Source organism: Ruegeria sp. BK1 (assembly GCF_056535645.1).
In genome coordinates, this window is the sequence record NZ_JBQFIS010000001.1 from 2,315,716 (window position 1) to 2,340,254 (window position 24,539).

General features: G+C 60.5%; 26 protein-coding genes. 6 read left to right on the top strand and 20 right to left on the bottom strand.

Annotated features, from left to right (window positions below; all coding sequences use genetic code 11):
- Positions 1-28: 28 nt before the first annotated feature.
- The 7 genes from ACR3E7_RS11655 to ACR3E7_RS11685 form a co-directional block, all read right to left on the bottom strand.
- The gene (locus tag ACR3E7_RS11655) at positions 29-832 is read right to left on the bottom strand and encodes a CE1 family esterase (RefSeq protein ID WP_480504438.1); all 804 of its coding nucleotides are present in this window, start codon (positions 830-832) and stop codon (positions 29-31) included.
- Between the two features lie 278 nt (positions 833-1,110).
- Positions 1,111-1,428 carry a hypothetical protein gene (locus tag ACR3E7_RS11660; RefSeq protein WP_480504437.1) on the bottom strand — a complete coding sequence of 106 codons (318 nt, stop codon included), beginning with the start codon at positions 1,426-1,428 and terminating at the stop codon, positions 1,111-1,113.
- The gene (gene pheS / locus ACR3E7_RS11665) at positions 1,429-2,502 is read right to left on the bottom strand and encodes a phenylalanine--tRNA ligase subunit alpha (RefSeq protein ID WP_170789645.1); all 1,074 of its coding nucleotides are present in this window, start codon (positions 2,500-2,502) and stop codon (positions 1,429-1,431) included.
- Positions 2,503-2,572: 70 nt separating this feature from the next.
- The gene (locus ACR3E7_RS11670) at positions 2,573-3,943 is read right to left on the bottom strand and encodes a glutamate--cysteine ligase (RefSeq protein WP_170772705.1); all 1,371 of its coding nucleotides are present in this window, start codon (positions 3,941-3,943) and stop codon (positions 2,573-2,575) included.
- A gap of 64 nt (positions 3,944-4,007) precedes the next feature.
- Positions 4,008-4,535 carry a hypothetical protein gene (locus tag ACR3E7_RS11675; RefSeq protein WP_170772706.1) on the bottom strand — a complete coding sequence of 176 codons (528 nt, stop codon included), beginning with the start codon at positions 4,533-4,535 and terminating at the stop codon, positions 4,008-4,010.
- Entirely contained in the window at positions 4,532-5,380 is an 849-nt protein-coding gene (locus ACR3E7_RS11680; RefSeq protein ID WP_170785036.1) for a GNAT family N-acetyltransferase, read from the bottom strand. The genes ACR3E7_RS11675 and ACR3E7_RS11680 overlap by 4 nt, the downstream gene beginning before the upstream one ends.
- Positions 5,377-6,102 carry a 16S rRNA (uracil(1498)-N(3))-methyltransferase gene (locus ACR3E7_RS11685; RefSeq protein ID WP_480504436.1) on the bottom strand — a complete coding sequence of 242 codons (726 nt, stop codon included), beginning with the start codon at positions 6,100-6,102 and terminating at the stop codon, positions 5,377-5,379. The genes ACR3E7_RS11680 and ACR3E7_RS11685 overlap by 4 nt, the downstream gene beginning before the upstream one ends.
- Before the next feature lie 11 nt (positions 6,103-6,113).
- Here ACR3E7_RS11685 and ubiA point away from each other — a divergent pair, with 11 nt between their 5' ends.
- From ubiA to ACR3E7_RS11700, 3 genes are all read left to right on the top strand, one after another.
- Positions 6,114-7,076: a 4-hydroxybenzoate octaprenyltransferase gene (gene ubiA, locus ACR3E7_RS11690; protein ID WP_480504435.1), complete on the top strand. Its 963-nt coding sequence runs from the start codon at positions 6,114-6,116 to the stop codon at positions 7,074-7,076.
- 64 nt (positions 7,077-7,140) lie between these two features.
- Positions 7,141-9,039, top strand: a complete 1,899-nt coding sequence (locus ACR3E7_RS11695) for an OmpA family protein (protein ID WP_480504434.1) — start codon at positions 7,141-7,143, stop codon at positions 9,037-9,039.
- A 1-nt stretch (position 9,040) separates the two neighbouring features.
- A complete protein-coding gene (locus ACR3E7_RS11700) occupies positions 9,041-9,361 on the top strand; it encodes a hypothetical protein (protein WP_170772712.1) in 321 nt (106 codons plus the stop codon).
- 1 nt (position 9,362) lies between these two features.
- On the opposite strand, the gene ACR3E7_RS11705 is transcribed toward ACR3E7_RS11700, so the two are convergent.
- From ACR3E7_RS11705 to pgsA, 3 genes are read right to left on the bottom strand one after another with little or no spacing between them, the layout of a single operon-like run.
- Entirely contained in the window at positions 9,363-9,809 is a 447-nt protein-coding gene (locus ACR3E7_RS11705) for a molybdenum cofactor biosynthesis protein MoaE (RefSeq protein WP_170772713.1), read from the bottom strand.
- A gap of 1 nt (position 9,810) precedes the next feature.
- Positions 9,811-10,056, bottom strand: a complete 246-nt coding sequence (gene moaD / locus ACR3E7_RS11710; protein ID WP_170772714.1) for a molybdopterin converting factor subunit 1 — start codon at positions 10,054-10,056, stop codon at positions 9,811-9,813.
- 3 nt (positions 10,057-10,059) lie between these two features.
- Positions 10,060-10,728, bottom strand: coding sequence for a CDP-diacylglycerol--glycerol-3-phosphate 3-phosphatidyltransferase (gene pgsA, locus ACR3E7_RS11715; RefSeq protein ID WP_170772715.1), 669 nt, complete (start codon positions 10,726-10,728; stop codon positions 10,060-10,062).
- A gap of 171 nt (positions 10,729-10,899) precedes the next feature.
- Here pgsA and ACR3E7_RS11720 point away from each other — a divergent pair, with 171 nt between their 5' ends.
- On the top strand, positions 10,900-11,784 hold the full coding sequence (locus ACR3E7_RS11720; protein ID WP_480504433.1) for a DMT family transporter: 885 nt from the start codon (positions 10,900-10,902) through the stop codon (positions 11,782-11,784).
- On the opposite strand, the gene uvrC is transcribed toward ACR3E7_RS11720, so the two are convergent.
- The 7 genes from uvrC to ACR3E7_RS11755 form a co-directional block, all read right to left on the bottom strand.
- The gene (uvrC, locus tag ACR3E7_RS11725; protein ID WP_480504432.1) at positions 11,781-13,655 is read right to left on the bottom strand and encodes an excinuclease ABC subunit UvrC; all 1,875 of its coding nucleotides are present in this window, start codon (positions 13,653-13,655) and stop codon (positions 11,781-11,783) included. The genes ACR3E7_RS11720 and uvrC overlap by 4 nt on opposite strands.
- A 290-nt stretch (positions 13,656-13,945) precedes the next feature.
- On the bottom strand, positions 13,946-14,725 hold the full coding sequence (locus tag ACR3E7_RS11730) for an SDR family oxidoreductase (RefSeq protein ID WP_170789637.1): 780 nt from the start codon (positions 14,723-14,725) through the stop codon (positions 13,946-13,948).
- Between the two features lie 18 nt (positions 14,726-14,743).
- On the bottom strand, positions 14,744-15,706 hold the full coding sequence (locus ACR3E7_RS11735) for a calcium/sodium antiporter (RefSeq protein ID WP_170772722.1): 963 nt from the start codon (positions 15,704-15,706) through the stop codon (positions 14,744-14,746).
- On the bottom strand, positions 15,703-15,894 hold the full coding sequence (locus ACR3E7_RS11740; RefSeq protein WP_170789458.1) for a hypothetical protein: 192 nt from the start codon (positions 15,892-15,894) through the stop codon (positions 15,703-15,705). Before ACR3E7_RS11740 ends, ACR3E7_RS11735 begins: the two co-directional genes overlap by 4 nt.
- On the bottom strand, positions 15,875-16,672 hold the full coding sequence (locus tag ACR3E7_RS11745) for a S49 family peptidase (protein ID WP_480504431.1): 798 nt from the start codon (positions 16,670-16,672) through the stop codon (positions 15,875-15,877). The genes ACR3E7_RS11740 and ACR3E7_RS11745 overlap by 20 nt, the downstream gene beginning before the upstream one ends.
- 113 nt (positions 16,673-16,785) lie before the next feature.
- Positions 16,786-17,547, bottom strand: a complete 762-nt coding sequence (locus ACR3E7_RS11750) for an ABC transporter permease (RefSeq protein WP_170772727.1) — start codon at positions 17,545-17,547, stop codon at positions 16,786-16,788.
- Complete coding sequence (locus tag ACR3E7_RS11755; RefSeq protein ID WP_480504430.1) at positions 17,544-18,473, bottom strand: ABC transporter ATP-binding protein; 930 nt, start codon at positions 18,471-18,473, stop codon at positions 17,544-17,546. The genes ACR3E7_RS11750 and ACR3E7_RS11755 overlap by 4 nt, the downstream gene beginning before the upstream one ends.
- 148 nt (positions 18,474-18,621) lie before the next feature.
- On the opposite strand from ACR3E7_RS11755, the gene ACR3E7_RS11760 reads away from it, so the two are divergent.
- The gene (locus ACR3E7_RS11760; RefSeq protein ID WP_480504429.1) at positions 18,622-19,731 is read left to right on the top strand and encodes a CaiB/BaiF CoA transferase family protein; all 1,110 of its coding nucleotides are present in this window, start codon (positions 18,622-18,624) and stop codon (positions 19,729-19,731) included.
- Between the two features lie 62 nt (positions 19,732-19,793).
- On the opposite strand, the gene hemE is transcribed toward ACR3E7_RS11760, so the two are convergent.
- Positions 19,794-20,828: a uroporphyrinogen decarboxylase gene (gene hemE / locus ACR3E7_RS11765; RefSeq protein ID WP_480504428.1), complete on the bottom strand. Its 1,035-nt coding sequence runs from the start codon at positions 20,826-20,828 to the stop codon at positions 19,794-19,796.
- A gap of 106 nt (positions 20,829-20,934) precedes the next feature.
- Between hemE and hemC the strand changes: the two genes are divergently transcribed.
- Positions 20,935-21,894, top strand: a complete 960-nt coding sequence (hemC, locus tag ACR3E7_RS11770) for a hydroxymethylbilane synthase (RefSeq protein ID WP_480504427.1) — start codon at positions 20,935-20,937, stop codon at positions 21,892-21,894.
- A 216-nt stretch (positions 21,895-22,110) separates the two neighbouring features.
- On the opposite strand, the gene ACR3E7_RS11775 is transcribed toward hemC, so the two are convergent.
- Both ACR3E7_RS11775 and ACR3E7_RS11780 read right to left on the bottom strand, forming a co-directional pair.
- Positions 22,111-23,391 (bottom strand): aspartate aminotransferase family protein, encoded by a 1,281-nt coding sequence (locus tag ACR3E7_RS11775; protein WP_480504426.1) that lies wholly within the window; start codon positions 23,389-23,391, stop codon positions 22,111-22,113.
- Between the two features lies 1 nt (position 23,392).
- Positions 23,393-24,496 (bottom strand): mandelate racemase/muconate lactonizing enzyme family protein, encoded by a 1,104-nt coding sequence (locus ACR3E7_RS11780; protein ID WP_480504425.1) that lies wholly within the window; start codon positions 24,494-24,496, stop codon positions 23,393-23,395.
- Positions 24,497-24,539: the final 43 nt, after the last annotated feature.

Below are 24,539 nucleotides of genomic sequence, written 5' to 3' on the forward strand. Positions count from 1 at the left end.
GAATGCGCCAAGGTGCAAGCGCTGCGCGTCACGGATAGGTGGGGGTGCGGCCCAAAAGCTCGTCCAATTGCCGCCCGATCCAGCCATGGGGGATAAAATGCCCGCCCGGATGCGTGTCCAGCGTGACCTGCCCGCGTGCGCAATCGGTCCACTCGACCCGGCTGAGGGTCAGGATCGGCACCACGCTCCAATCGCCGCGCGGGGTGGCATCGTGGCACTCATACGCCGCCCGCCACAGCGCCACCGGATAAGTCGTGTCCCCATTGGAGCCATAAGGGAAATCCATCACCGTATCGCTTAAGCCGTGTACATGGCGCGCCTCGCGCGGGGCTTCGGGGCAGTCCTCGGTCTGGCGGATGCTGCCCGCAACGGCCAGCAAGGCAGCAATGTCATTGCCCGACTGGCACACATAGCGCCACGCCATCGCGCCACCAAAGGAATACCCCGAGACGTAGATACGTTCAGGATCAACCGGATAGCGCTTGGCCACATCCTCCAGCACCGCATCGGCAAAGGGCACGTCGCGTGTGTCTGATGTCCAGAAGTCCCAGCTTTTGCCCAAGCCGTTGGGGGCCACCAGCAACACGCCGCGCAGTTTTGTGGCCCCAGCGATGCGCTGATGGTTCACCACCACGGTGCCCTGACGCGCCCAGCCGTGGAAGTGCAACAGAACGGGCAGAGGGGTCTCCCCGTCCCATTCCTCGGGCTCTAACACATGATACGAGCGATCACCCAGATCACAGGCAGTGTCGCCATGGCAATCGGATTTCCAAGGCCCCATGGCGAGTGTCGGGGTTGCGGTTAGCAGCAGAAAAAGCAGTCGGTAAATCATAGGCCGGAGCCTAGCTGCCTGACGCGGGCTGTCACGTCACAACCCTGTGGGAGACTGTAACACGCGCAGATTTCGGCCCTCCGGACAGAGCGCAAGCGGCGCTATCGCCAGACCGCGGGATAGCGGTCTGCCAGCTGTGCTGAGCACTTTGTGCCTGCCAAATCCGTGTACTGTTGGAGCGTTGCGCTGGGGGAGATAAATCGCCAGCCTGTCCGGGCGGTGTCGTCCATTGGGCTCGAACCGATGGCGCCACAATGAACGACCGATAGCGCGGCGGCCTATCGGCCTTTGCTCCGCGCTAATTTCTCGAAACGGCCAAGCAGTTTCTTGGATTTCCAAAGTTGATTGCGTCGACCACTTTCAACTTGGTCCCGTTTCTCCCAGACCCGATGAAATGCCAGCATAAAAAGCCCCTGAAATGGCGACATTGCAAGCAAAATCAGAACACTCATCCATCCCGGCAAAAAGCTGGCCATCACACAGAAAACAAGAAACCAGGAAAATAGAAGACCCGCGCCAACCCACCTGCGGTTACGCCCAGAGAACGCATAACACCAGTCGTAGTATTTCGAGAAATACACGCCGAGCAGATACACTTACCGGCTCAAGCCACCATGCAGGTTCGGCATATCCAGCGCCGCAAACCCATAGTGCCGCAGCCAGCGCAGATCACTGTCAAAGAACGCTCGCAAATCCGGAATGCCGTATTTCAGCATCGCCAGACGGTCGATGCCGATCCCGAACGCGAAACCCTGATACACCTCGGGGTCGATGCCACCGGCGGCGATCACCTTCGGGTGGACCATGCCGGAACCCAGAATCTCCATCCAGTCGTCGCCCTCGCCGATCTTCAACTGGCCGTTGTCCCAGGAACAGCGGATGTCGACCTCGGCCGACGGCTCGGTGAAGGGGAAGTGCGAGGCGCGGAAGCGCAGCTCGACATCGTCGACCTCGAAGAACGCCTTCACGAACTCTTCCAGAACCCATTTCAGGTTCGCCATCGAGATGTCCTTGTCGATAGCCAGCCCCTCGACCTGATGGAACATCGGCGTGTGGGTCTGGTCATAGTCGGCGCGGTACACGCCGCCCGGACAGATGACGCGGATCGGCGCGCCCTGTTTCTCCATCGAGCGGATCTGCACCGGAGACGTATGGGTCCGCAGCACATGCGGCGGGCGGTCGTCGCCTTCGGCGCGGTGCATGTAAAACGTGTCCATCTCGGCCCGCGCGGGGTGGTGTCCGGGGATGTTCAGGGCGTCAAAATTATACCAGTCGTCTTCGATCCGAGGCCCTTCGGCCACGGAAAAGCCCAGTTCGGCAAAGATCGCGGTCAGTTCCTCGGTCGCCTGGCTGATCGGGTGGATCGAGCCCTGACGGCGCGAACGGGTCGGCAAGGTAACGTCCAGCCATTCGGTGCGCAGACGCTCATCCAGCGCGGCATCGGCCAGCGCGGCCTTCTTAGCGGCCAGCGCCGAGTTGATCTCATCCTTCAGGGCGTTCAGCGCGGGGCCTGCAACCTGGCGTTCCTCGGGCGTCATTTTGCCCAGCTCGCGCATCTTCAGCGCGACCTCGCCTTTTTTGCCCACGGCGGCGACGCGGATCGCCTCAAGCGCGTTCTCGTCACCGGCCTCGGCGATTTGGCCCAGATATTTTGCCTTAAGATCGTCCATGACGCCCTCTGAATTTGGTCGCCAACCTGCTATCGGGCCAGCCCTGCGAATGCAAGCGGGACGGTGCGGATCAATAGCTGTATTCGGGATAAATCCGGGTCAGATCGCCATTCCAGTCGCCATTGTAGTGATCCAGCAACTCATCGGCGGGGACTTTCCCTGTATCGATGCTTTCCTTCAGGGCGTTCAGGAAATGCGTCTCATCCGGCACCAGCCCGCCTGCGCCGGGGAAGGCGCGGGATTTCAGACCGGCCTCGGAAATCGCCACGACCTCGCGCGCCAGATCGTGCATGTTGATAACGCCAACCTGCGCCTGAAGACCCTGAACGGCAGCCTGAACGCGCAGTTCTTCGCGGGTTTCCGCATCCCAGCCTTTGACCAGATCCCATGCCGCATCCAGCGCGCCTTGGTCATATGTCAGACCAACCCAGAAGGCAGGCAGTGCGCACAAACGCCGCCACGGGCCGCCATCGGCGCCGCGCATCTCCATGTATTTCTTAATGCGGGCCTCGGGGAAGGCGGTGGTCAGATGGTCGGCCCAATCGGAAAGCGTTGGCGTTTCACCGGGCAGTGCGGGCAGTTTGCCCTGCAGGAAATCGCGGAAAGACATGCCCAGCGCGTTGATGTACTGGCCGTCGCGGTAGACGAAATACATCGGCACATCGAGCGCGTACTGCACATAGCGCTCGAACCCAAAGCCCTCTTCGAACACAAACGGCAACATGCCCGTCCGCGCATCATCCAGATGCCGCCAGATATGGCTGCGCCAGCTTTTCTGGCCGTTGGGCTTGCCCTCAAAGAAAGGCGAATTGGCGAAAAGCGCCGTCGCGACCGGCTGCAGCGCCAGCGCCACGCGCAGCTTCTGGACCATGTCGGCCTCGGACCCAAAGTCGATATTGACCTGAACCGTGCAGGTGCGCCGCATCATGGCGCGGCCCATGGTGCCGACCTTTTCCATATAGTCGTTCATCAGCCGATAGCGGCCCTTGGGCATCAACGGCATCTCGTCATGGGTCCAGATCGGAGCCGCGCCCAGTCCGATAAAGCCCACGCCGATCTCATCCGCGATATCCTTCACCTCGCGCAGGTGGGTGTTCACCTCATCGCAGGTCTCGTGGATCGTCTCCAGCGGAGCACCCGATAGTTCCAGCGCACCGCCGGGTTCCAGGCTGACATTCGCGCCGTCCTTTTCCAGACCGATAAGGTTGTCACCCTCGCGCACCTCGGCCCAGCCATGGCGGTCGCGCAGACCTTCCAGCACAGCGACGATCGAGCGTTTACCCTCGAACGGCAGCGGTTTCAGCGTGTCCTTGCAATAACCGAACTTCTCATGCTCGGTCCCGATGCGCCAATCGGCTTTGGGCTTGCAGCCCGATTCCAGATATTCCGCTAGCTGTTCGTGGCGTTCGATCGGCCCGCCGCCGGACTGGGGGATGGACATGAACCGCTCTCCGATCCTGATGTGTCTGTCTTTGGGTGAGTCGTGGGGTGAAATGCCGCCAGTGTCAATGCAGCCGCAGATGCGCCGGTCGCATCGGGCGCTTTTCCCAGATCACCACGGGATGCACCGCACCGCCGTTCAATTCGGCCAGCATCTGTTCGGTTTTCAGCCCCGGCAGGTTCGAGAACACATCAAAAAGCGCCTCGGCCCCCTCGGCATTCACGGGAATGTGAAGCGTTGGCTGGCCCGGCTGAGACAGTACCCAATGCGCCGGGTTCGAGGTCGGGTCCAGTGCCAGCCGTTCGATCTCGCGCGTGGCGACCATGCCGCCGTCCAGCGGGCCCAGATAGGTGATCTGACCTTCGTCGATGGTGACAACGCCGGGGCCGCCTGCCCCAGTGCGAAATCGCGCGCGCTGAAAACCTATGACGGCCAGCGCCACGGCCACGGCAACCAGAACCCAGCCCATCCAGCCCAGCAGGCCACCGGGACCGCCAATCCAGCTCAGGCCAACCAGCAGGACGGCCACGGCAACCAGCACTTCGCGCCAGCGCCACAGGGTCAGTTTGGCTTCGGGTCGGATGAAACTCATGCCGGGTCCTTCGGGTTCTTGAACAGGATCAGCGAGAACTGTCCTGCTGGTTTGAATCCGATTGCCATATAGGCACGCGCCGCCGAATTGGAAGCCGCAAACAGCACCGCGCGCGACACGCCGCTGGCATTTGCCTCGAGCAGATGCAAGGAAACAGCCAACCGCGCATAGCCGCGCCCGCGCAGCTTGGGCGGGGTATAGACCCCGCCGATCTGAACCACATCGGGCAGGCGCGCATTGAACCCTGTCATCGCCACGGGCTGACCATCGACCACAAGTACCCGGTGCGAATTTAGGTCCAGATAGGTCACATAGTCCTTACGCGCTTGCTTCCGCGCGCGGTCAGGAGCGAAATCCATCGCCTCTATCAAATAGTCGCGTCGCCATTCTTCGGTGATGTCTCCGTTGAACCCACCCAAAGGCTCAAGCATCGCACCGGTGGTATCGGGCACCACAAGTTGGGTCAGGTCCAGAGTGAACCCCGGCTCGTCACTATTGAGTGTCGCGGGACGGCCCGCCCAGCCCGCAAGCTGCATGATCCGCCGCGCTTGGGTCGCCTCGGCTGCAATCCCGAACAGCGGCCTGCCGCGGATCAGGTCGATCGCGGCCAGCAGATCGGCGTCGGAACAATCGGGGCATTGTGGCAGAACCATACCTTCGTTGGTGATGGCAAAAACGGCCCACGGATCGTCACCCAACACCCAGGCACTCAGCGCGCGCGGGCTGGTTCCGCCCAAGCCGTATTCGCGCAGATTGGCCAGCGGAAACATCGAGGTCTGGACATGCCGCGACAGAAACCGGCGGATCGCAGGCACGTCCGTCGTATCAGCCGGTCGCCAGTTCATGACCAATCCCCCAAGGCCTGCTGCCACATGGTCAAGGCCGCCACCGCCGCCGTATCGGCCCGCAGGATGCGCGGCCCAAGACTGACGACATGGGAAAAGGACAACCCGGCCAGACGCGCGCGCTCTCGATCCGAAAACCCACCCTCGGGCCCGATCAAAATAGCCCAGGGCTGGCCCGACTCATGGGCAGCCAGACGCAAGGCCGAGCCGACCTCGGCCTCATCACAGAACATCAGCTGACGGTCCTCGGGCCATGCGTCCAACAGTCGGTCCAAACGTTGCAGATCGGCAACCTCTGGCACGTAGGTGCCGCCGCATTGCTCGGCTGCTTCGACCGCGTGGGCCTGAAGACGGTCTTGCCGGATACGCTCGGAATTGGTGAATTCGGTTTGTACCGGCAGAATGCGCGCAGCCCCCATCTCGGCCGCTTTTTCAACGATGAAATCAGTACGGGCCTTTTTGATCGGCGCGAATAGGAACCACAGATTGGGCGGCAGTTGCAGCGGCTTGGTCTGGCGGGCGCAAGTCAGCACACCGCCACGCTTGCCCGCCTCGGCAACGTCGGCCAGCCACTCGCCATCTTGGCCGTTGAACAAGGACGCTTGTCCGCCGACGGCCAGCCGCATGACGCCGAACAGGTAGTGGGCCTGATCACGCGTCAAAGGAACCGATTGCCCCGCACCCAAAGGGTGCTCTACATACAGTCTGATCTTTGCACTCATGAGACCTTAATATGCAAGGCAATGCCCCAACACCAGATGGTCAGGTCGCTGATGCCGTCAGCGGCAACTGGGTCGACACTCACGCGCCCGCCTTTACCCGCCCCTATCTGCGCCTCAGCCGCGCGGATCGACCCATCGGCACTTGGCTGCTGCTGATCCCTTGCTGGTGGGGCCTTGTGCTGGCTGTCCTCAGCGACGGCTCGCCCCGGTGGGAGGATCTGTGGATCGCCGCCGGATGCGCCATCGGCGCCTTCCTGATGCGCGGCGCGGGCTGCACATGGAATGACATCACCGACCGCGAATTCGATGCGCAGGTTGAGCGTACCCGCTCGCGGCCCATCCCCTCGGGTCAGGTCACGGTGCGGCAGGCGGTGGTCTGGATGGGGCTGCAATGCCTGTTGGCTTTGGGCATTCTGCTCAGCTTCAATCAGACGGCCATAGCAATGGGCGTCCTGTCGCTGCTGCCGGTCACGATCTATCCCTTCGCCAAACGGTTCACGTGGTGGCCGCAGGTGTTTCTGGGGCTGGCCTTCAATTGGGGTGTTCTGTTGGCCTGGGCCGCACATACCGGATCCATCGGTGTGCCTGCGATTTTGCTCTATCTGGCCGGGATTGCGTGGACGCTGTTCTATGACACGATCTATGCCCATCAGGACACCGAAGATGACGAACTGATCGGCATCAAATCCACCGCGCGTCTGTTCGGAAAGGACACGGCCAAGTGGCTGAAATACTTCCTTGTGGCCACCGTTTCCCTGATGGGTCTGGCGATTATTGACGCAATAACCACGCAGGCCTCGATCATGGCGCTGTTTGTTGCGTTGGCCGGGCCGTGGGCAATGGGCTGGCACATGGCGTGGCAATTGCGCGGGCTGGACACCGAGGACAACGCCAAGCTGCTGCAGCTGTTCCGCGCCAACCGCGACACCGGCCTTATTCCGCTGATCTTCCTGTGCGTGGCACTGTTGGTTTGATTGCACCTCGGCGCGGGGCTCTGTAAGAGTCCCCCCAACCACCCGAGGAGTCGTCTGCCCGCACATGCGCCTGCCCTATTTCTTAGCTGCTGCCCTGATTTTCCTCGTTTCGGCCGGGTTGTCCCTGCTGGCCGCTAGCTATGCGGTGACCGCGGTCGAGGAAGCATCGGAATTTACCGTCCGCCGCGCGCTGGACCTGAAAGGCCATGACTGGGCCGAGGTCGAATCGGACGGGTTGCGCGTGGTGCTGACCGGTACCGCGCAGGACGAGGCCACCCGGTTCAGCGCCCTGACCGCCGCCGGGACCGAGGTTGATACCTCGCGCGTCATTGATGACATGGAGGTGGCGCCGACAACGCAGCTGGCCCCACCGAAATTCTCGGCCGAGATTTTGCGCAATGACAGTGGCATCTCGGTTATCGGCCTAATCCCCGCCACCCAAGATCGCGAGGCGCTGATCGAGCGGTTGCGCCGCCTGGATGCCGACAACGTATCGGACCTGATGGAAACGGCCGACTATCCCACCCCTAAAGGTTGGGACGACGCGCTGGATTTTGCCATCGAAGCGCTGGTCCGCCTGCCCCGTGCCAAGATCTCGGCCAGTCCGGGGCTGGTCAAGATCACCGCCATCGCGGATAGTCGCCATGAAAAAGAGCGGCTGGAACAAGAGCTGACGCGCGCAGCCCCACCCAGCTTGCGGATAGGGCTTGCAATCTCGGCCCCGCGCCCGGTGATCACGCCCTTTACCCTGCGCTATTTGATCGGAGCCGAGGGTGGTCAGTTCGATGCCTGCTCGGCGCAGGATGAAGATGCCCGTACCACCATCATCGCCGCCGCGCAGGAAACCGGCATGACTGGGCCCTATAGTTGTACGATCGGACTGGGTGAGCCGTCTCCTCGGTGGTCCGAAGCAGCGATTCTCAGCATTCGGGCGCTGGCACAGATCGGTCAGGGGTCTGTCACCATGTCCGACGCAGATATCACGCTTGTGGCCGCAATGGGCACAGACCCAGGCACTTTTGATCGGGTAGTAGGCGAGCTTGAGACAGCCCTTCCCGACGTCTTTGCCCTGCATGCCGTGCTGCCCGAACCCGAAGAAGACGCCCCTGCTGGCCCGCCCGAATTCTCGGCCACGCGCAGCCCCGAAGGTTTGGTCCAGATGCGCGGACGTCTGGGTGACGAAACCCTGCGCGACATGGTCGACAGCTTTGCCCGCGCGGCCTTTGGCTCGGAACAGGTTTATACCGCCACAAGGATCGCACCGGACCTGCCTGCCGACTGGCCCGTGCGCGTGCTGGCTGGGCTGGAAGCATTGGCGCAACTACACAACGGCGTTCTGACGGTGACACCTGATGACGTCGCCCTGAGCGGCGTCACCCATGACCCCGACACACGGGCCGGGATCACCAGCCTTTTGTCGGACAAGTTGGGCGACGCCCAGGAATTTAACCTGTCGATCACCTATCAGGCCCCACCCGAACCCGAGGACACACTTCCTGACCCCGAACAGTGCGAAGAACAGATCGCGCAGGTCCAGTCCTCCAGCAAAATCGCCTTTGAACCTGGGTCTGCCACTGTCGCCGCTGACTCGCGTGATACGGTCAACCAGATCGCCGAAATCCTGCGGGACTGCGGCCCAATCCGGATGGAGATTCAGGGCCATACCGACAGCCAGGGCCGCGAGGAAATGAACCAGCAGCTTAGCCAGGCACGGGCGCAATCCATCCTGAACGAGTTGCGCGGCCGCCGGGTTCCAACCTCAAGCTATACCGCTGTGGGCTATGGCGAAACGCAACCCATCTCCGATAATGACACCGAAGAAGGCCGCGAGGAAAACCGCCGGATCGAGTTTCGCCTGATCCGTCCTGAACCCGTCGCTGCGACGGAAACCGGGCTTGAGGCAATGGAAACGGACGCCGAACCGACAGAAGACGCCGTAGATACCGGCGCGGGGGACCAATAAGTTGAACAGACTGGAATTCATCATCGCCACGGCCATCATCCTGTTCGGCGCGTTCTGTATGGGGTGGTTCGCCAATTGGCTGGCCCACCGTCTGTCCCGCGTGCGCCAAAGCGACGTGGCCGATCTGGACCGCATGAGCCAAGAGCTGCACGAGGCCGAGGAAACCCGCGATCAGGCCATAACCTATCTGCAGCAACGCGAGGCCGAGTTGACCAATCAACTGACCCAGACCGAGGCCGAGCTGTCCGCCGCAATGGAAGGCCTACGCGCCGCCCGGCAAGAGGCCGAGGAACTGCGCGGACGCATCAACAACGCGGATTAAGTCACCACCGGCTCAGCGCGTCTTCGTCTTCGTCCTTGGCGGCGACCCAATCGGCGCCTGCGTTGGTGATCTCTTTCTTCCAGAACGGCGCGCGGGATTTGAGGTAGTCCATCAGGTACTCGGCCGCCTCGAACGCATCTTTGCGGTGGGGCGAGGCGGTGGCCACCATCATGATCCGATCCCCCGGAGCCAACCGTCCGTGGCGGTGGATCACCAGCACATCGCCCAGCGACCAGCGCGATTGCGCCTCGGTCGCGATCTTGGTCAGGGCGCGTTCGGTCATGCCGGGGTAGTGTTCGATCTCCATCACGTCCAGATCGCCCGTGGCCAGGTCGCGCACAACGCCGGTAAAGGTCACGATGGCCCCGTTGGCAGCATCATCCCCAGCAGCAAAGGCGTTGGCTTCTGCCCCCATGTCAAACGGGGCTTCCTGTACGACGATCCGCATCTCAGCCGCCTGTCATGGGCGGAAAGAACGCAACCTCGCGCACGCCCGACAGCGGGGCGTCAAAGTCCGACAGTTCCTGATCCAGCGCCACGCGCAGGGCCGACAGATCAGCGAAGGCAGCAGCATAGCGGTCTTCGCGCGCGCTGAGTTCAGCGACCAGATCGCTGACCGTCGCGGCCTGCGTTTCGACCTTTTCCTTGGGCAGGCCGATGCGTTCGCGCACCCAGGCGAAATACAGCACGTCCATCGCTTAGCTCTCCTTCAGATGGGGCATGGCTTTACGTAGGTAGTCATAGCCCGTGATCAATGTCAGCGTCGCAGCAATCCACAGCAGCCACAGCCCAATACGGCCCGACCAGAACATGCCTTCCAAATGCCAGCGGAGGTGGTTGTGGTCCTCGACCTCGCCAGTCAGGACCTGATCTATGATCGTGGGGTCCATGCCGAAAGTGGCCATGACGAAATAGTGCTCGAATATCCCCTGCGAGAACAGGATGGCAATCGCCACCATCTGCGCCGTGGTCTTCCACTTGGCCAACTTGGTCACTTTCAAAGTTCCGGCTACATCGCCCAGATACTCCCGCAGACCCGAGACAAAAACCTCGCGGAACAGGATCACGGTAGCGGGCAAAACCAGCCAAGGCGTCCAGTGTTCTGTCGAATAGCCCACAAGGATCATCAGCGCGATCACCACCATCGCTTTGTCGGCAATCGGATCCAGCATCGCGCCAATCTTTGTTTCCTGCTTCCAAGCACGGGCCAAGTAGCCATCGAACCAGTCGGTGATGGCGGCGGACATGAACAGGATCAGGGCAAACCAATCGGCATAGGGCCGGGTGAAATACAAAAACATCACGGCCAGACCTGGCGCCGCCAATAGGCGAAGCACGGTCAGGATATTGGGCAGGTTCCACTTCATGGTTAAAACTTTACATCGCCGGTTCAGGACATGAAAGATGGCCCGTTGAAAATCTGCCCCGATCACAGGCGGTTGCAGTGATTGCGGTCAAAGGGTCGCAACCCCGTTTCCGCGACTTGGCGCGCACAGTGTTTGCGGCCAGATTGGCGACTGGTTCAGACAGAGCGAAACATGACAACCCACATTCAAACCGACCCACGATCGAACCTGATCGGCAGTGCATGGATGATCGCTGCGATGGCTCTGTTCGCGCTTGAGGACGCGCTGATCAAGGCCGCCTCGGCCGCAATTCCGATCTGGCAGGTGCTGGTGCTGTTCGGCGCAGGCGGCGCGGTGATCTATGCGGTGGTGGCCCTGCTGCGCGGCACGCGACTGTTTCAGCCGGATGTGTTGTCGCGCCCAATGAAAGTGCGCGTGGTGTTCGAAATACTCGGACGGTTGTTCTATGTGTTGGCCATCGCACTGACCCCACTATCCTCGGCTACGGTGATATTGCAGGCCACGCCTCTGGTCGTTGTTGCGGGCGCTGCTCTGGTCTTTGGCGAAACCGTCGGCTGGCGCAGGTGGAGCGCCATTCTGATCGGCCTTGTCGGCGTCGTCATTATCATCCAACCAACCGGAGACAGCTTCTCGGCCCTGTCCATCCTTGCGGTGCTGGGAATGTTGGGGTTCGCAGGCCGCGATCTGGCCAGCCGCGCCGCGCCCGCGTCACTGGGGACCGAGGTGCTGGGGTTCTACGGTTTCCTCTGCATCATCGTCGCCGGGCTGGCCTATCGGTTCTGGGAGGGCACACCGATGCAGCCCCTAAGCACGCAAGTCAGTCTGCATATGACCGGCGCAATCGTGATGGGCGTTATGGCCTATGCCTCGCTGATGAAGGCGATGCGAACGGGTGAGGTCTCATCCGTCACGCCTTTCCGCTATTCCCGACTGCTGTTCGGCATCGGGTTGGGTGTGGTCATGTTTGGTGAGCGGCTGGACCAGACCATGTGGATCGGGTCGGCGCTGATCGTGGCCTCGGGGCTGTATATCCTGTGGCGCGGGCGGCGGGCCTAGCCCTTGTCGTGGAAGAAATCATAGACCTTCTGCGCCAACCCGGCTGAGATCCCGTCCACCGCTTTCAGATCCGCCAGATTGGCCCGGCTGACCGCCTTGGCGCTGCCGAAATGGGTCAGCAAAGCGCGTTTGCGCGCCGCGCCCACGCCGGGGATTTCATCCAGAGGCGTCGCCCCAACCACCTTGGCCCGTTTGGCGCGATGGGTGCCGATGGCGAACCTGTGCGCCTCATCCCGCAGGCGTTGAATGAAGTACAGCACCGGATCGTTGCGCTTCAGCGCAAAGGCGCGTTGGCCGATACGGTGGAATTCCTCTTTGCCGTGGTCGCGGTCCACACCCTTGGCGACACCGACCATCGGGATGTCTTCGACGCCATGTTCGACCATGATCTCATGCACCGCACTCACCTGCCCCGCGCCGCCATCGATCAACAGCAGGTCGGGCCAATGACCCTTGTCTCGGTCTGGGTCTTCTTTTTGCAAGCGGGTGAAACGGCGAGTCAGAACCTCTTTCATCATGCCAAAATCGTCGCCGGGGGTCAGATCATCGCCCCGGATGTTGAACTTGCGATAGGCGTTTTTCATGAACCCCTCGGGGCCCGCCACGATCATGCCGCCCACCGCGTTGGTGCCCTGAATATGGCTGTTATCGTAGACCTCGATCCGCTCGGGTGGCGTGTCCAGATCAAACGCCTCGGCCACACCACGTAACAGTTTGGCCTGCGTGGCGCTTTCCGACATGCGCCGTGCCAGTGACTCGCGTGCGTTGCGCAGGGCTCCGGCGACCAGTTCTTGTTTCTCGCCCCGTTGAGGGACAAGAATTTCAACCTTGCGTCCGGCTTTTTCCGACAGCGCGTCCTGCATCAGATCGGCATTCTCGATCGCATCTGACAGGATCAACTGACGGGGCGGTTCCTTGTTGTCGTAGAACTGACCGAGAAACGCCTCCATCACCTCGGCAGGTGACACATCCGCCCCGACCCGAGGGAAAAAGTCTTTGTTGCCCCAGTTCTGGTTGGCCCGGATAAAGAACACCTGCACACAGGCCTGCCCACTATCCATATAGAGTCCGATCACATCCGCCTCGGCCACGCCGCGCGGGTTGATGCCTTGGGACGTCTGCACCTGCGTCAGCGCGCGAATACGGTCGCGCAGGCTGGCGGCGCGTTCGAACTCCATCGCCTCGGACGCGGCCATCATCTGTTTGGCCAGTTCTTCCTGCACCTTGGTTGACCGGCCCGACAAGAACCGTTCCGCATCCTTGACGCTTTCGCCGTAATCGCTTTCCGAGATCAACCCAACACACGGCCCAGAACAGCGCTTAATCTGATACAGCAGACAGGGCCGCGTCCGGCTGTCGAACATGGAATCCGAGCAGTTACGCAGCAGGAACGCTTTTTGCAGCTGGTTCAGCGTCCGGTTCACCGCTCCGGCGCTGGCGAATGGGCCAAAATAGGCGCCCTTTTCTTTCTTCGCCCCACGATGTTTCTTGATCTGCGGAAACCCATGATCCTTGGCGACCAGAATGTTCGGAAAACTCTTATCGTCGCGCAGCAGCACATTGTACTTGGGCTTGAGCTGCTTGATCAGGTTCTGCTCCAGCAGCAGCGCCTCGGTCTCGGTCCGCGTGGTCAGAAACATCATCGAAACCGTCGCGGCGATCATCTTCTCGATCCGCCCCGAATGTCCGGGCCGCGTATAGTTCGATACCCGCGCCTTCAGGTTTCGCGCCTTGCCCACGTACAGAACCCGACTGTCCGCATCCAACATCCGGTACACACCGGGCGAGCTGTCCAGCGTTTTCACATATCGCTGTATACATTCGTATCCAACGCTTTGGGTTTCGGAGTTCGATTCGTTCTGGACGGTCATGTGCCTGAAATATGATTCCCTCACCATGGCTGCAATCTTGAGCGCCTCAGATCAAGAGAAAACAAATCCACGGTTTCTGTGGATAAGTATGAAGATAAGTTTCCGGGTATCGCGATTTTCCCTTAATTCATTAAGGATTCCTTGATTTGCACAAAAAATAGGCAGTATATTAACTTCTTGTTTTTAATTGATATTTTTTCATACACAGGACAAGTGCATGAAAAACAATACATTTTTGTAACGCGTTGCTAACAGAAATGAGAGCGGTGCAAAACTTATCTGAGAATTACCTATTCAACGCCCAAAACATCCGGTGTTTGCCAACCAAGATGCTGCCCGCCATCCACGCATAAAAGCTGTCCGGTGACGGCGTGGGCATCCAGAAAATAGCCCAGCGCAGCGGTGATATCAGACGGGTTTGCGCCGCGTTCCAACACTGTGTTTCTTCGCTGCGCGCTAAAGTGATCGGCGCTTTGACGATGTCCCTGCATCGTCGGGCCGGGACCAATCGCATTGACGCGGATAGCCGGGGTCAGCGCCTGCGCAGCGGTACGAGTCAGCGCCCAGAGACCCATCTTAGCGATAGTGTAGGACATAAATTCGGGCGTCAGCTTACGCACGCGCATATCCACCATGTTGACGATCAGGCCGGTCGCCACCGGTTCTCCTGCATCGTCTTTTTCAGGTTCCAACCCTTGTTCAGCCATGGCCTGCGTCAGAACGAAGGGCGCGCGAAGGTTGCTGTCCATGTGGCGGTCCCAGCTTGTTCGAGTGGCCGTCTGAATGTTGTCATATTCAAAGATCGAAGCATTGTTGACCAGACATGTTATCGGTCCACCCAGCGCCTCAGCCGCGCGGGGCAACAAGGTCTGAACCTGCGTCTCATCCAGAACATCGGCCTGTAGGGCGATCGCGCTGCGGCCCATGGCTTGAGCCTTGGCCACAACATCCAGCGCTGGTTGTTCCGAGGTCGCATAGTGGATGGCCACATCATACCCGCGCTGTGCCAGATACAGGGCCATAGCCCGACCAAGGCGAATGCCTGCTCCGGTTACGAGGGCACGAGTCATGATTGGGTCTCCGTCAGGTTAGGCCAGCAATGTGACGATGTAGACCACATACAGCAGGGTCAACAACAGGCCCCACCCGCGGGTGATATCTTTCTTGAAAAAGACGAAGGGGATCAGCAGCAGCGAGGCCGCCAGCATCACCCACAAATCGAAATGCAAGAATTCGGGATCGACCGGGATGCGCCCGACAAGCGTGGCAATCCCCACAATGGCCAGCAGGTTGAACATGTTCGACCCGATGACGTTCCCCAAAGCAACATCCGCCTGACGGCGCAGCGCCGCCATCACGGTCGTCGCCAGTTCGGGCAGAGACGTCCCGACCGCCACCAGCGTCAACCCGATCACCGTTTCGCTGACCCCATAGGTGCGGGCAATGACCGTCGCGTTGTCGACCAGCAGATGCGCACCCATCGGCAATCCGATCAGACCCAGCACAAGATAGATCGAGATTTTCCAATAGGGCATATTCGGATCAGCCTCTTCCAGGCCGTCCAGATCATCATCGTCTGCGCAGGCGTCACCACAGGCTTTGCGGTGTGCATGCGCCTCGCGGAACGCGTTCCACAAGACTAAAGCCAGCGCCGTCAACAGGATGGCCCCGCTGAGCAAGTTGAACACGCCGCAAAAGGCCAACCCGATGAACAGCACCGTTGCCATGATCATGAAGACATAGTTCTTGCGGCTGTCACATTCGCTGGTGTGCAACGTGGCCAGCAGCGCAGGCAGGCCCAGCACCAACAGGATATTGGCCGTGTTTGAACCGACCACATTGCCAAGCGCGATCCCCGGTGCGTTTTCCTGAATCGCGCTGATCGCAATCAACAATTCAGGCGCCGAAGTGCCAAAAGCCACAATGGTCAGGCTGACGATCAGAGCAGGCACGCCCAAGCGCAGGCTGAGGTTCACGGCCCCACGCACAAGCGCATCACCCGCCAGCAGCAGGATCAGCAGCCCGAGCCCCGAAAGCAGCCATGCCGTCATGTACGGCCTCCTTTTTCGCAGGCGCAGGGGCCTTTGCCGATCCTGAACCGCCCGCAGCGCGGACACCGGGATGATTGCAGCCTCTTTTGACCCGGAAAGCGCAGCTTGCCGAACATGGCCAGCACGCCCATGGCAATCAGGAAGAGTGTGACAATCTTGATGATCACGTCACAGACCAAAACGCGCATAGGCCGCGCGCTCCTCAAGCCCTGCAATCGCGTCTTGCGCCACCGACGCACCAACCCGCGACAATAGCGGCTTGCGCAGGCCATAGCGGCGGAATTTGACCTTGTCGCCGAACCGCTCCTGCATCTTGGGTTTCAGATGCGCAATGCCGTCGATCAGACCCAATTCCTGCGCCCGCCGCGCCAGCCAGATCTCGCCAGTAAACAGGTCCTGGCTTTCGTCCAGCTTCCCTTCCCGCCGGGTTTTTACATGGGTGATGAAATTTTCGTGAATGTCGCCTAACAGACGTTCTAGACGAGCCACATCTTCTTTCTTTTCGGGCGAGAACGGGTCGAGCATGGACTTCGACGCTCCGGCTGTATGAACCCGCCGTTCGATCCCCTGCCGTTTCAGCAGCACATGCGCGCCAAAACCGGATGAAATCACGCCAATCGAGCCCAGCACCGAACTGTCGTCGGCATAAATTTCATCTGCAGCTGCCGCCAGCCAATACCCACCCGAGGCGGCGACATCTTCGACAAACGCTATGACAGGAACGTTCAATTCCTCAGATAATCGCCGAATCCGCGCCCCGATCAGTGAGCTTTGAACGGGCGATCCACCGGGCGAATTGACCTCAAGCGCGACGGCGGCTGGTTTGCCTTTTCGAAACGCTTTCTCAAGAACTGGCGCTAGCGATGTATCGGACATCGAGCCGCGCCCCGTCATTCCGATGGCGCCAGACAGGCGAATAACGGCCACACAGGGTTGTTTTTTGACGAAGGGCAGGCGCAGTTTCATGGGAGCCGATGTAGAGTGCGGCCCACCGGTAAACAAGGGACGGTTTGAACCTTGGATGCGGGAGGGTCACATTTCTCGGCGTCAATGGGCAAAAATGCAACGTCGATCATTGGCTAGCTCCGGATGCGCCAACCGGTTTTGAAAATCCACCAAATGATGCCAAGGCAAATACCTGTGAAGGCAAGAATGGCCAGCAGACTGAACACGATCGGAACGTCAGCCAAACCGTAGAACGACCACCTGAACCCCGAGATCAGATAGACCACCGGATTGAACAACGTGATCGTTTGCCACACCGGCGGCAGCATCGAGATCGAATAGAACGTCCCTCCCAGAAAGATCAGCGGCGTGACCACCAGTTGCGGCACCAGCGACATCTGCTCGAAGTTACTGGCCCAGATGCCGATGATGAAACCCAAGAGCGAGAAACTAAGGCAGGTCAGCACCAAAAAGGCCACCATGGCCAGCGGGTGTTCGATCCGTAAGTCCACAAAGAACGTCGCGGTGATCAAAATCACCACACCCACGAACAACGCCTTAGTTGCAGCCGCTCCCACATATCCGATCACGATCTCGATGAAATTCACCGGGGCCGAGAGCAGCTCATAAATCGTGCCAAGGAATTTGGGGAAGTAGATGCCGAATGACGCGTTCGATATACAAAGCATCACCACTGACAGCATGATCAGCCCCGGCACGATGAACGCCCCGTAGGACACGCCCTCGACCTCTTGAATACGACTGCCGATGGCGGTGCCGAAAACCACGAAATACAACGAGGTCGACAGGACCGGTGACAGAAAACTCTGCGCCAGAGTGCGGAAAAACCGGGCCATTTCGAACCGGTAGATGGCGGCGATGGCGGTCCAGTTCATGCAGGATCTCCTGACACAAGATTGACGAAAATCTCTTCCAGGCTCGATTGCCGGGTCTGCACGTCACGTAACACCAACCCCGCCTCGGCCACGTCGTTCAACAAGGTAGTGATCCCGGTACGGTCGGCATTGGTATCATAGGTATAGACCAGCGAGTCCCCATTGCCATTCAGCGTCAGGTTATGCGCGGCCAGACAATCTGGGATGGCCTCAATGGGTGCGGTCAGCATCACCTCGATCTGTTTCTTGCCCATCTGAGCCATCAAGGTTGCCTTGTCCTGCACCAGCAGAAGCTCGCCCTTGTCAATTACACCGACACGGTCGGCAATGGCCTCAGCCTCTTCAATGTAATGGGTAGTCAGGATGATTGTCACACCCGCTTGCTTCAACTCGGCCACGATCTCCCACATGTCTTTGCGCAGCTCGACATCGACGCCTGCGGTGGGTTCGTCCAGAAACAGCACGCGCGGCTCGTGGGCCAGCGCCTTGGCGATCAGCACCCGGCGTTTCATACCGCCCGATAATTCCTTGATGGCGCTTTTACGTTTGTCCCACAGCGACAGCTTGCGCAGAATTTCCTCAATCCGGGCATTGTCGGTGCCATAGCCAAACAGCCCGCGCGAAAACCGCACGGTGTTCCAAACCTTTTCAAACGGCTCCAGCGCGATCTCTTGCGGCACAAGGCCAATCATCCGACGCGCGGCGCGGAAATCCGTTTGAATGTCGTGACCGCCAACCGTCACACTGCCCGAGGTTGGAGTGGTGATTCCACAGACGGTGGAGATCAGCGTCGTCTTACCGGCCCCGTTGGGGCCCAACAGCGCCAGAATCTCGCCCTGCTCGATATCCAGTGACACGCCTTTCAGCGCCTCAAAACCTCCGGCATAGGATTTCCGCAAATCCCGGATCGACAGAATTGGTGTCATACATATTCCCCGTTCTGGCAGGGACAGTATCGCGCTGCGCCGGAACAGAACAGAGCCATTTCACAAGCGAGGTACAACCCTGCCCGCTCAAAATCCGCCTTGCAATTCTGCCCAGCCCCGGAAACCCTGCCCTGAAAGGGAAAACACCATGCTGACCGGAACACGCATCATCGAAATCGAAGGACTCGGCCCCGCCCCTTTCGCCGCAATGCTTCTGGCCGATCTGGGCGCCGACGTCATCACCATCCACCGCAAAGGCGGCGCAGTAACGCCAGGTATGCCCGAACAATCGCTTTTGGATCGAGGCAAGCGATCCATTGCGCTGGACTTAAAGGACCCCAACGACCTGAGCACCGCCAAACGCCTGATTGCCACGGCCGATGCCCTGATCGAAGGCTTCCGCCCCGGTGTGATGGAGAAGCTGGGCCTCGGCCCCGCCCCGTGCCATGAGGCGAACCCGACGCTGGTCTATGGTCGCATGACCGGCTGGGGCCAGAACAGCCCTCTAGCGCAGACGGCCGGACATGACCTGAACTACATCGCCCTGTCCGGCGCGCTCTGGTATGCATCCTCCCCCGGCGACGCACCGCAAACACCAGCCACCCTTGTGGGCGATATCGGCGGCGGCGCCATGTATCTGGTAGCGGGTCTTCTGGCCGGGCTGTTGAATGCGCAGAAAACCGGGCAAGGCACGGTCGTTGACGCCGCCATCTACGACGGCTCGGCCCATATGATGAACCTGCTCATGAGCTTGCGGCAGACCGGCAACCTGCATGACACGCGGGGGCAAAGCCTGCTGGACGGCCCACATTGGAGCCGCACATACGCGTGCTCGGACGCAGGATTCGCCACCGTCCAATGCCTGGAACCCAAGTTCTACGCCGAATTCTTGCGCAAACTGAACCTGTCTGACGACCCGGATTTCCAACAGCAATACAACAGGGAACTCTGGCCAATGCTCACCAATCGCCTGACCGACATTTTCGCCCAACACCCACGCGATCACTGGGCACACCTGTTCCATGGCTCCGATGCCTGCGTCGCCCCGGTCCTCAGTCCCGAACAAGCGCTCGACCATCCAATGAACCAAAGCCGCCAAACATGGACGGCGCAAGACGGCACGCTGCAAGCCATGGCCGCACCACGGTTTTCAACCCATGACTGGCGCCTTAGACCCAGCCCCAAACGCGGCGAACACAATGACGAAATCCGCGCCGAGATCGAAACACAGCCCGAATCCGCCCCTTCATCTGGCTAAAAATATCCCGGGGGATGAATTGGCCAAAGGCCAAGAAGGGGGCTGGCCCCCTTCCTCCCAACTTACCGCGCGCGCACCGTATCAATCATCAACTGAACATTCTCGGGATCCGCATCCGGCGTGATCCCATGCCCAAGGTTGAAAATATGCGGTCCCTTGGAAAACGCCTCTACGATCTTTCGCGTCTCATCCACCAAAGCCTGCCCACCTGTCACCATATGAGACGAGGCCAGATTGCCCTGCACGCAGCGATCCACTTGCACATTGGCCGCCGCCCAATCTGGCGCGACCGAGTTGTCCAGCGCCACACAATCCACGCCGGTGGCCTTGGCAAACCCAACATAGCCCTCTCCGGCCTCGCGCGGGAAACCGATGACCGGAATACCGGGATGGCGCTCCTTGATGGCCTGTGTGATCACTCGGCAGGGCTCAACCGCATATTTCTGGAATGCCTCGCCCTTCAGTGACCCGGCCCAACTGTCAAATATCTTAACCACCTCGGCCCCGGCCTCGATCTGGGCCGACAGATACTCGATCGTCGCCAGCGTGATCCGCTCGAGCACCGCCTCGAACAATGCCACATTCCCCTCGCGCAGCGCATGGGCCGGGCCTTGGTCCGGCGTGCCGCGCCCGGCGATCATATAGGTGGCCACCGTCCAGGGCGCGCCTGCAAAACCGATCAAAGTCGTCTCGGACGGCAATTCCCGCGACAGGATACGCACGGTTTCATAGACCGGCGACAAAGTCTCATGAATCGCATCCACGGGTTTCAGCGCATCAAACTCGGCCTGCTGGGTGATGGTCGACAAGCGCGGCCCCTCACCGGTGACAAACCACAAATCCGCGCCCAGCGCCTGTGGCACTAGAAGAATATCGGCAAACAGAATCGCCGCATCGAACCCATAGCGGCGGATCGGCTGCAACGTGACCTCGGCCGCCAGTTCGGGGTTATAGCACAGCGACAGGAAATCCCCCGCCTGCGCCCGCGTCGCGCGGTATTCGGGCAGGTACCGCCCGGCCTGACGCATCATCCAGATCGGCGGCACATCCTGCACTTCACCTGCCAATGCGCGCAGTATCTTCTTTGTCTCGGCCATCTTTGCCCCCAATCATCCGGTTTGCGCCACGGGTCGGCCCTCAGTGGCAATTTGTCAAGCTCTGCCCCCATTGTCAGGGCAATGTGACGCGATTAAAGCTTGCGCCATGACACTGACCCTGCCCTCCCCCGACTCACCGCTCAAGATCGGAACACGCGGATCGCCGCTGGCGCTGGCGCAAGCCCATGAGACCCGCCAAAGGCTGGGCACCGCATTTGATCTGCCCGAGGAGGCGTTCGAGATCGTGGTGATCAAGACCACCGGCGACAACCGCGCCATGATCGACGCGGACCGCCCGTTGAAAGAGATCGGCAACAAGGGGCTGTTCACCAAGGAAATCGAAGAGGCAATGCTGCGCGGCGATATCGACATCGCAGTGCATTCCACCAAGGACATGCCGGTGGAACAGCCCGCAGGTCTGGTGCTGGACACGTTCCTTCCGCGCGAGGATGTGCGCGACGCGTTCATCTCGCCAAGTTTGAATTCAATTCACGACCTGCCGCAGGGTGCGACCGTCGGCACCTCGTCCCTGCGCCGCCGGGCCCAGTTGCTGAACCGCCGCCCCGACCTGAACGTGGTCGAGTTTCGCGGCAATGTGCAAACGCGACTGAAAAAACTGGCGGACGGCGTGGCTGATTGCACCTTTTTGGCCATGGCCGGCATCCGCCGCCTGAACATGGAGGACGTCCCCGCCACCGCCATCGCGCCCGAGGACATGCTGCCCGCCATCGCCCAAGGCACGATCGGTATCGAGCGTCGCAGCGACGATTCCCGCGCAGCGTGTATGTTTGAGGCGATCCACGACGCCGAAACCGGACAACGTCTGGCGGCCGAGCGCGCGCTACTCGCGGCGTTGGACGGGTCCTGCGAAACGCCCATCGCGGGTCTGGCCGAACTTCAAGGCGGCCAATTGCGCCTGCGCGGCGAGGTGCTGCGCCCCGATGGATCCGAGGCAATTGCCGAGGAGATCTCCGGCGCGGTGGAGGACGGGGCCGAAATGGGCCGCGCCATGGCAAGTACGCTGCTTCAAAGGGCTGGCCCTGGTTTCTTCGACTGGAAAAATTGAGGAAAAATAGCGGTATGTGATCTAGTTCACTGCCAGCGCGCAGAAATCCGCGCATATTGGGATCACACCGATTGAGAGGTCGGGTTGGTCTCGAATAAGTCGAAGTTTTTTGTAAGTCTGTCCATTTTAAGTGGTATTCGAGGGGGCGAGACGCAACCCTGATATCCGATCAGTTAGGGCCGTTGTCAGCGATGACAGCGGCCCGTTTCCGTTCCATTAACCCGCGCGAAGGATCACCTCGACCGCCTTTCGCACCGCATCGCGTGTCAGCTCAAGATCGGCATCTGTCACGGCCAAAGACGGGTAAAGCTTACCCGGTGACTTGAAGACACCACTCGCCCTTAAACTGTTATTGTAGAGCGCGTTGCGCTGGGGGTCATCGTGACGGGCACTGCGATAATCACGGCAGGGGCTATCGGTGAAATAGATGTCGAACAGGGTTTCATCCCCGCAGATCTGATGTGGAATCCCCGCGTCGGTCAGGGCATCTGTCTGCATTTGCTGCAGGACAGCACCGGTCGCGCGCAGTCGGTCATAGACGCCGTCGCGCCGCAGTACCTCCATCGTTTTCAACCCTGCAACCGAGGCCACCGGGTTGCCCGACAGCGTGCCCAACTGCATCAGCCAGCCACCCTCGCCCACCTGATCTTTGTCGAAATGCTTCATGATCTCCGCGCTTGCACCCAACGCGGCCAGGGGGAAGCCGCCGCCGATGATCTTCCCCATGGTGCAGATATCAGGGGTGACGCCATATTTCTCCTGCGCGCCGCCGTAGGCTAGACGAAAACCGGTGACGATCTCATCGAAGATCAGCAGGACTTTGTGTTTGTCACACAGGTCGCGCAGCCCTTGCAGATAGCCCGGCAGAGGCGGGATGATCCGTTGCAGTGGCTCAACCATGATAGCGGCGATGTCGTCATGTTCGCTCAGCAACGCCGCGACAGCGTCCAAATCGTTGAAGGGCGCGATCAGCATCTGCTCGGCCACGCCAGCCGGAATACCCGCGCTGTCGGGCACCGCTTGCGGGAAGTTGACCTGTCGGCTGGGGGCGAGACTCATTTGCGCCTCGGCGCTCATGCCGTGATAGCCGCCCTCGAATTTCAGGATCTTGTCGCGCCCGGTATAGGCACGGGCCAAACGGATGGCGTACATATCCGCCTCACCGCCCGAAGCGACAAAGCGCACCTGTTCGCAACACGGCACGGCGTCGATGATCGCCTCGGCCAGTTCGATGCCTTTGGCGTTGTTGGCGAAAAAAGTCATGCCCTTGGGCAATTGTTCCAGCACCGCCTCCATCACCTCGGGGTGGCCATGGCCCAACAGCATGGGGCCGGATCCGATCAGATAGTCGACATATTCATTGCCATCCTCATCCCAGACACGGCTGCCTTCGCCACGGGCGATGATGATACCCGGGTCGAAATTGCCAAAACCCCCTGCGGGCAGAACAGCGTTGGCGCGGGCGATCCATTCGGATTGGGTGTTGATCTTGAGCATCTCAGGCGACCTCCAATATCGGGGAACCAAGGATTTCCAGGTCAGGCGTCACGCCCAATCCGGGGCCTTCGGGCGAGGCGATGCGACCGTCTTTGCGACTGGGGGCATCCGGGCAGAGGCGCGGGCCCACGTATGAGGACAGATCGCAGGTGTTCATCAGCGAGCCATGCGGGGTCGAAGCCGCGAAATGCAACGCGGCGGCGGTGACGATATCGGACCCCCAAGTGCATTCGGCGCAGATCACGGCCCCCAGATGCACGGTCAGATCGCGTGCGCGGCGCATTGCTGACAGACCGCCGAACTTGGACAGTTTCAACGCCACCGCATCCATGCAGCCCAGTTCATGCGCGCGGAGCAGCGAGGCCAAATCATGCGCGTTTTCGTCGATCTTCATCGGCAGGCCAGTGGCTTGCCGGACGGCGGCGCAATCCTCCAGCGTTTTGCAAGGCTGCTCCAACATCACATCCAGATGCGCCACGGCGCGGCCCGTGCGTGTGGCCTGCAAGCGCGATGCGCCGCAGTTCCAGTCTCCGTAAACGATAGGCCCTGGCCCCACAGCCTCGCGCACTTTGGTCAGGCGTTCGGCATCGGCCTGCCAGTCGGCTTCAACCCCCAGCTTGACCTGAAACTGGCGAATACCGGTCTGATAGGCGGTCTGCGCGATGCGGGCCATCTCATCGGGGTCTATGCAGGTAATCGAGTGATAGAGCGGCATGTCCTTGCGCGTGCGCCCGCCCAGCAGCGCATAGACCGGCTGGCCTGTGGCCTGGCCGAATAGGTCCCATATGGCAAGATCGACGGCGGATTTTGCGTAGCTGTGGCCCTGTAGAAATCCGTCGAGCTTGCGCATCGGGGCATCGGCCCCGAAGGGCGACATTCCGAGGATTTCCGGGGCCATTTCGGTGATCGCCGCTGGGACGCCATCGGCATAGGCGGGCAGATAGTGGGGAATCGGGCAGACCTCGCCCCATCCTTTAAGGCCAGTATCGGTTTCAAGGCAAAGCACATGGGTTTTGACGGTGGCGCAGGTTTTGCCCTCGGCCATGTGGTAGGTTTCGTGGCTGGTGAGGTCGATGGACCAGAGGGTGATGGCGGTGATTTTCATTCAGGCCGTCCTTGGGGTGTTGATGTCGTGCAGTCTGAGGGGC

Bases quoted from the DNA above. Each gene is read 5' to 3' on its own strand.
- ACR3E7_RS11655 (WP_480504438.1), bottom strand. From the start codon at position 832: ATGATTTACCGACTGCTTTTTCTGCTGCTAACCGCAACCCCGACACTC.
- pheS (WP_170789645.1), bottom strand. From the start codon at position 2,502: ATGGACGATCTTAAGGCAAAATATCTGGGCCAAATCGCCGAGGCCGGT.
- ACR3E7_RS11670 (WP_170772705.1), bottom strand. From the start codon at position 3,943: ATGTCCATCCCCCAGTCCGGCGGCGGGCCGATCGAACGCCACGAACAG.
- ACR3E7_RS11675 (WP_170772706.1), bottom strand. From the start codon at position 4,535: ATGAGTTTCATCCGACCCGAAGCCAAACTGACCCTGTGGCGCTGGCGC.
- ACR3E7_RS11680 (WP_170785036.1), bottom strand. From the start codon at position 5,380: ATGAACTGGCGACCGGCTGATACGACGGACGTGCCTGCGATCCGCCGG.
- ACR3E7_RS11685 (WP_480504436.1), bottom strand. From the start codon at position 6,102: ATGAGTGCAAAGATCAGACTGTATGTAGAGCACCCTTTGGGTGCGGGG.
- ubiA (WP_480504435.1), top strand. From the start codon at position 6,114: ATGCAAGGCAATGCCCCAACACCAGATGGTCAGGTCGCTGATGCCGTC.
- ACR3E7_RS11695 (WP_480504434.1), top strand. From the start codon at position 7,141: ATGCGCCTGCCCTATTTCTTAGCTGCTGCCCTGATTTTCCTCGTTTCG.
- ACR3E7_RS11705 (WP_170772713.1), bottom strand. From the start codon at position 9,809: ATGCGGATCGTCGTACAGGAAGCCCCGTTTGACATGGGGGCAGAAGCC.
- moaD (WP_170772714.1), bottom strand. From the start codon at position 10,056: ATGGACGTGCTGTATTTCGCCTGGGTGCGCGAACGCATCGGCCTGCCC.
- pgsA (WP_170772715.1), bottom strand. From the start codon at position 10,728: ATGAAGTGGAACCTGCCCAATATCCTGACCGTGCTTCGCCTATTGGCG.
- ACR3E7_RS11720 (WP_480504433.1), top strand. From the start codon at position 10,900: ATGACAACCCACATTCAAACCGACCCACGATCGAACCTGATCGGCAGT.
- uvrC (WP_480504432.1), bottom strand. From the start codon at position 13,655: ATGACCGTCCAGAACGAATCGAACTCCGAAACCCAAAGCGTTGGATAC.
- ACR3E7_RS11730 (WP_170789637.1), bottom strand. From the start codon at position 14,725: ATGACTCGTGCCCTCGTAACCGGAGCAGGCATTCGCCTTGGTCGGGCT.
- ACR3E7_RS11735 (WP_170772722.1), bottom strand. From the start codon at position 15,706: ATGACGGCATGGCTGCTTTCGGGGCTCGGGCTGCTGATCCTGCTGCTG.
- ACR3E7_RS11740 (WP_170789458.1), bottom strand. From the start codon at position 15,894: ATGCGCGTTTTGGTCTGTGACGTGATCATCAAGATTGTCACACTCTTC.
- ACR3E7_RS11745 (WP_480504431.1), bottom strand. From the start codon at position 16,672: ATGAAACTGCGCCTGCCCTTCGTCAAAAAACAACCCTGTGTGGCCGTT.
- ACR3E7_RS11750 (WP_170772727.1), bottom strand. From the start codon at position 17,547: ATGAACTGGACCGCCATCGCCGCCATCTACCGGTTCGAAATGGCCCGG.
- ACR3E7_RS11755 (WP_480504430.1), bottom strand. From the start codon at position 18,473: ATGACACCAATTCTGTCGATCCGGGATTTGCGGAAATCCTATGCCGGA.
- ACR3E7_RS11760 (WP_480504429.1), top strand. From the start codon at position 18,622: ATGCTGACCGGAACACGCATCATCGAAATCGAAGGACTCGGCCCCGCC.
- hemE (WP_480504428.1), bottom strand. From the start codon at position 20,828: ATGGCCGAGACAAAGAAGATACTGCGCGCATTGGCAGGTGAAGTGCAG.
- hemC (WP_480504427.1), top strand. From the start codon at position 20,935: ATGACACTGACCCTGCCCTCCCCCGACTCACCGCTCAAGATCGGAACA.
- ACR3E7_RS11775 (WP_480504426.1), bottom strand. From the start codon at position 23,391: ATGCTCAAGATCAACACCCAATCCGAATGGATCGCCCGCGCCAACGCT.
- ACR3E7_RS11780 (WP_480504425.1), bottom strand. From the start codon at position 24,496: ATGAAAATCACCGCCATCACCCTCTGGTCCATCGACCTCACCAGCCAC.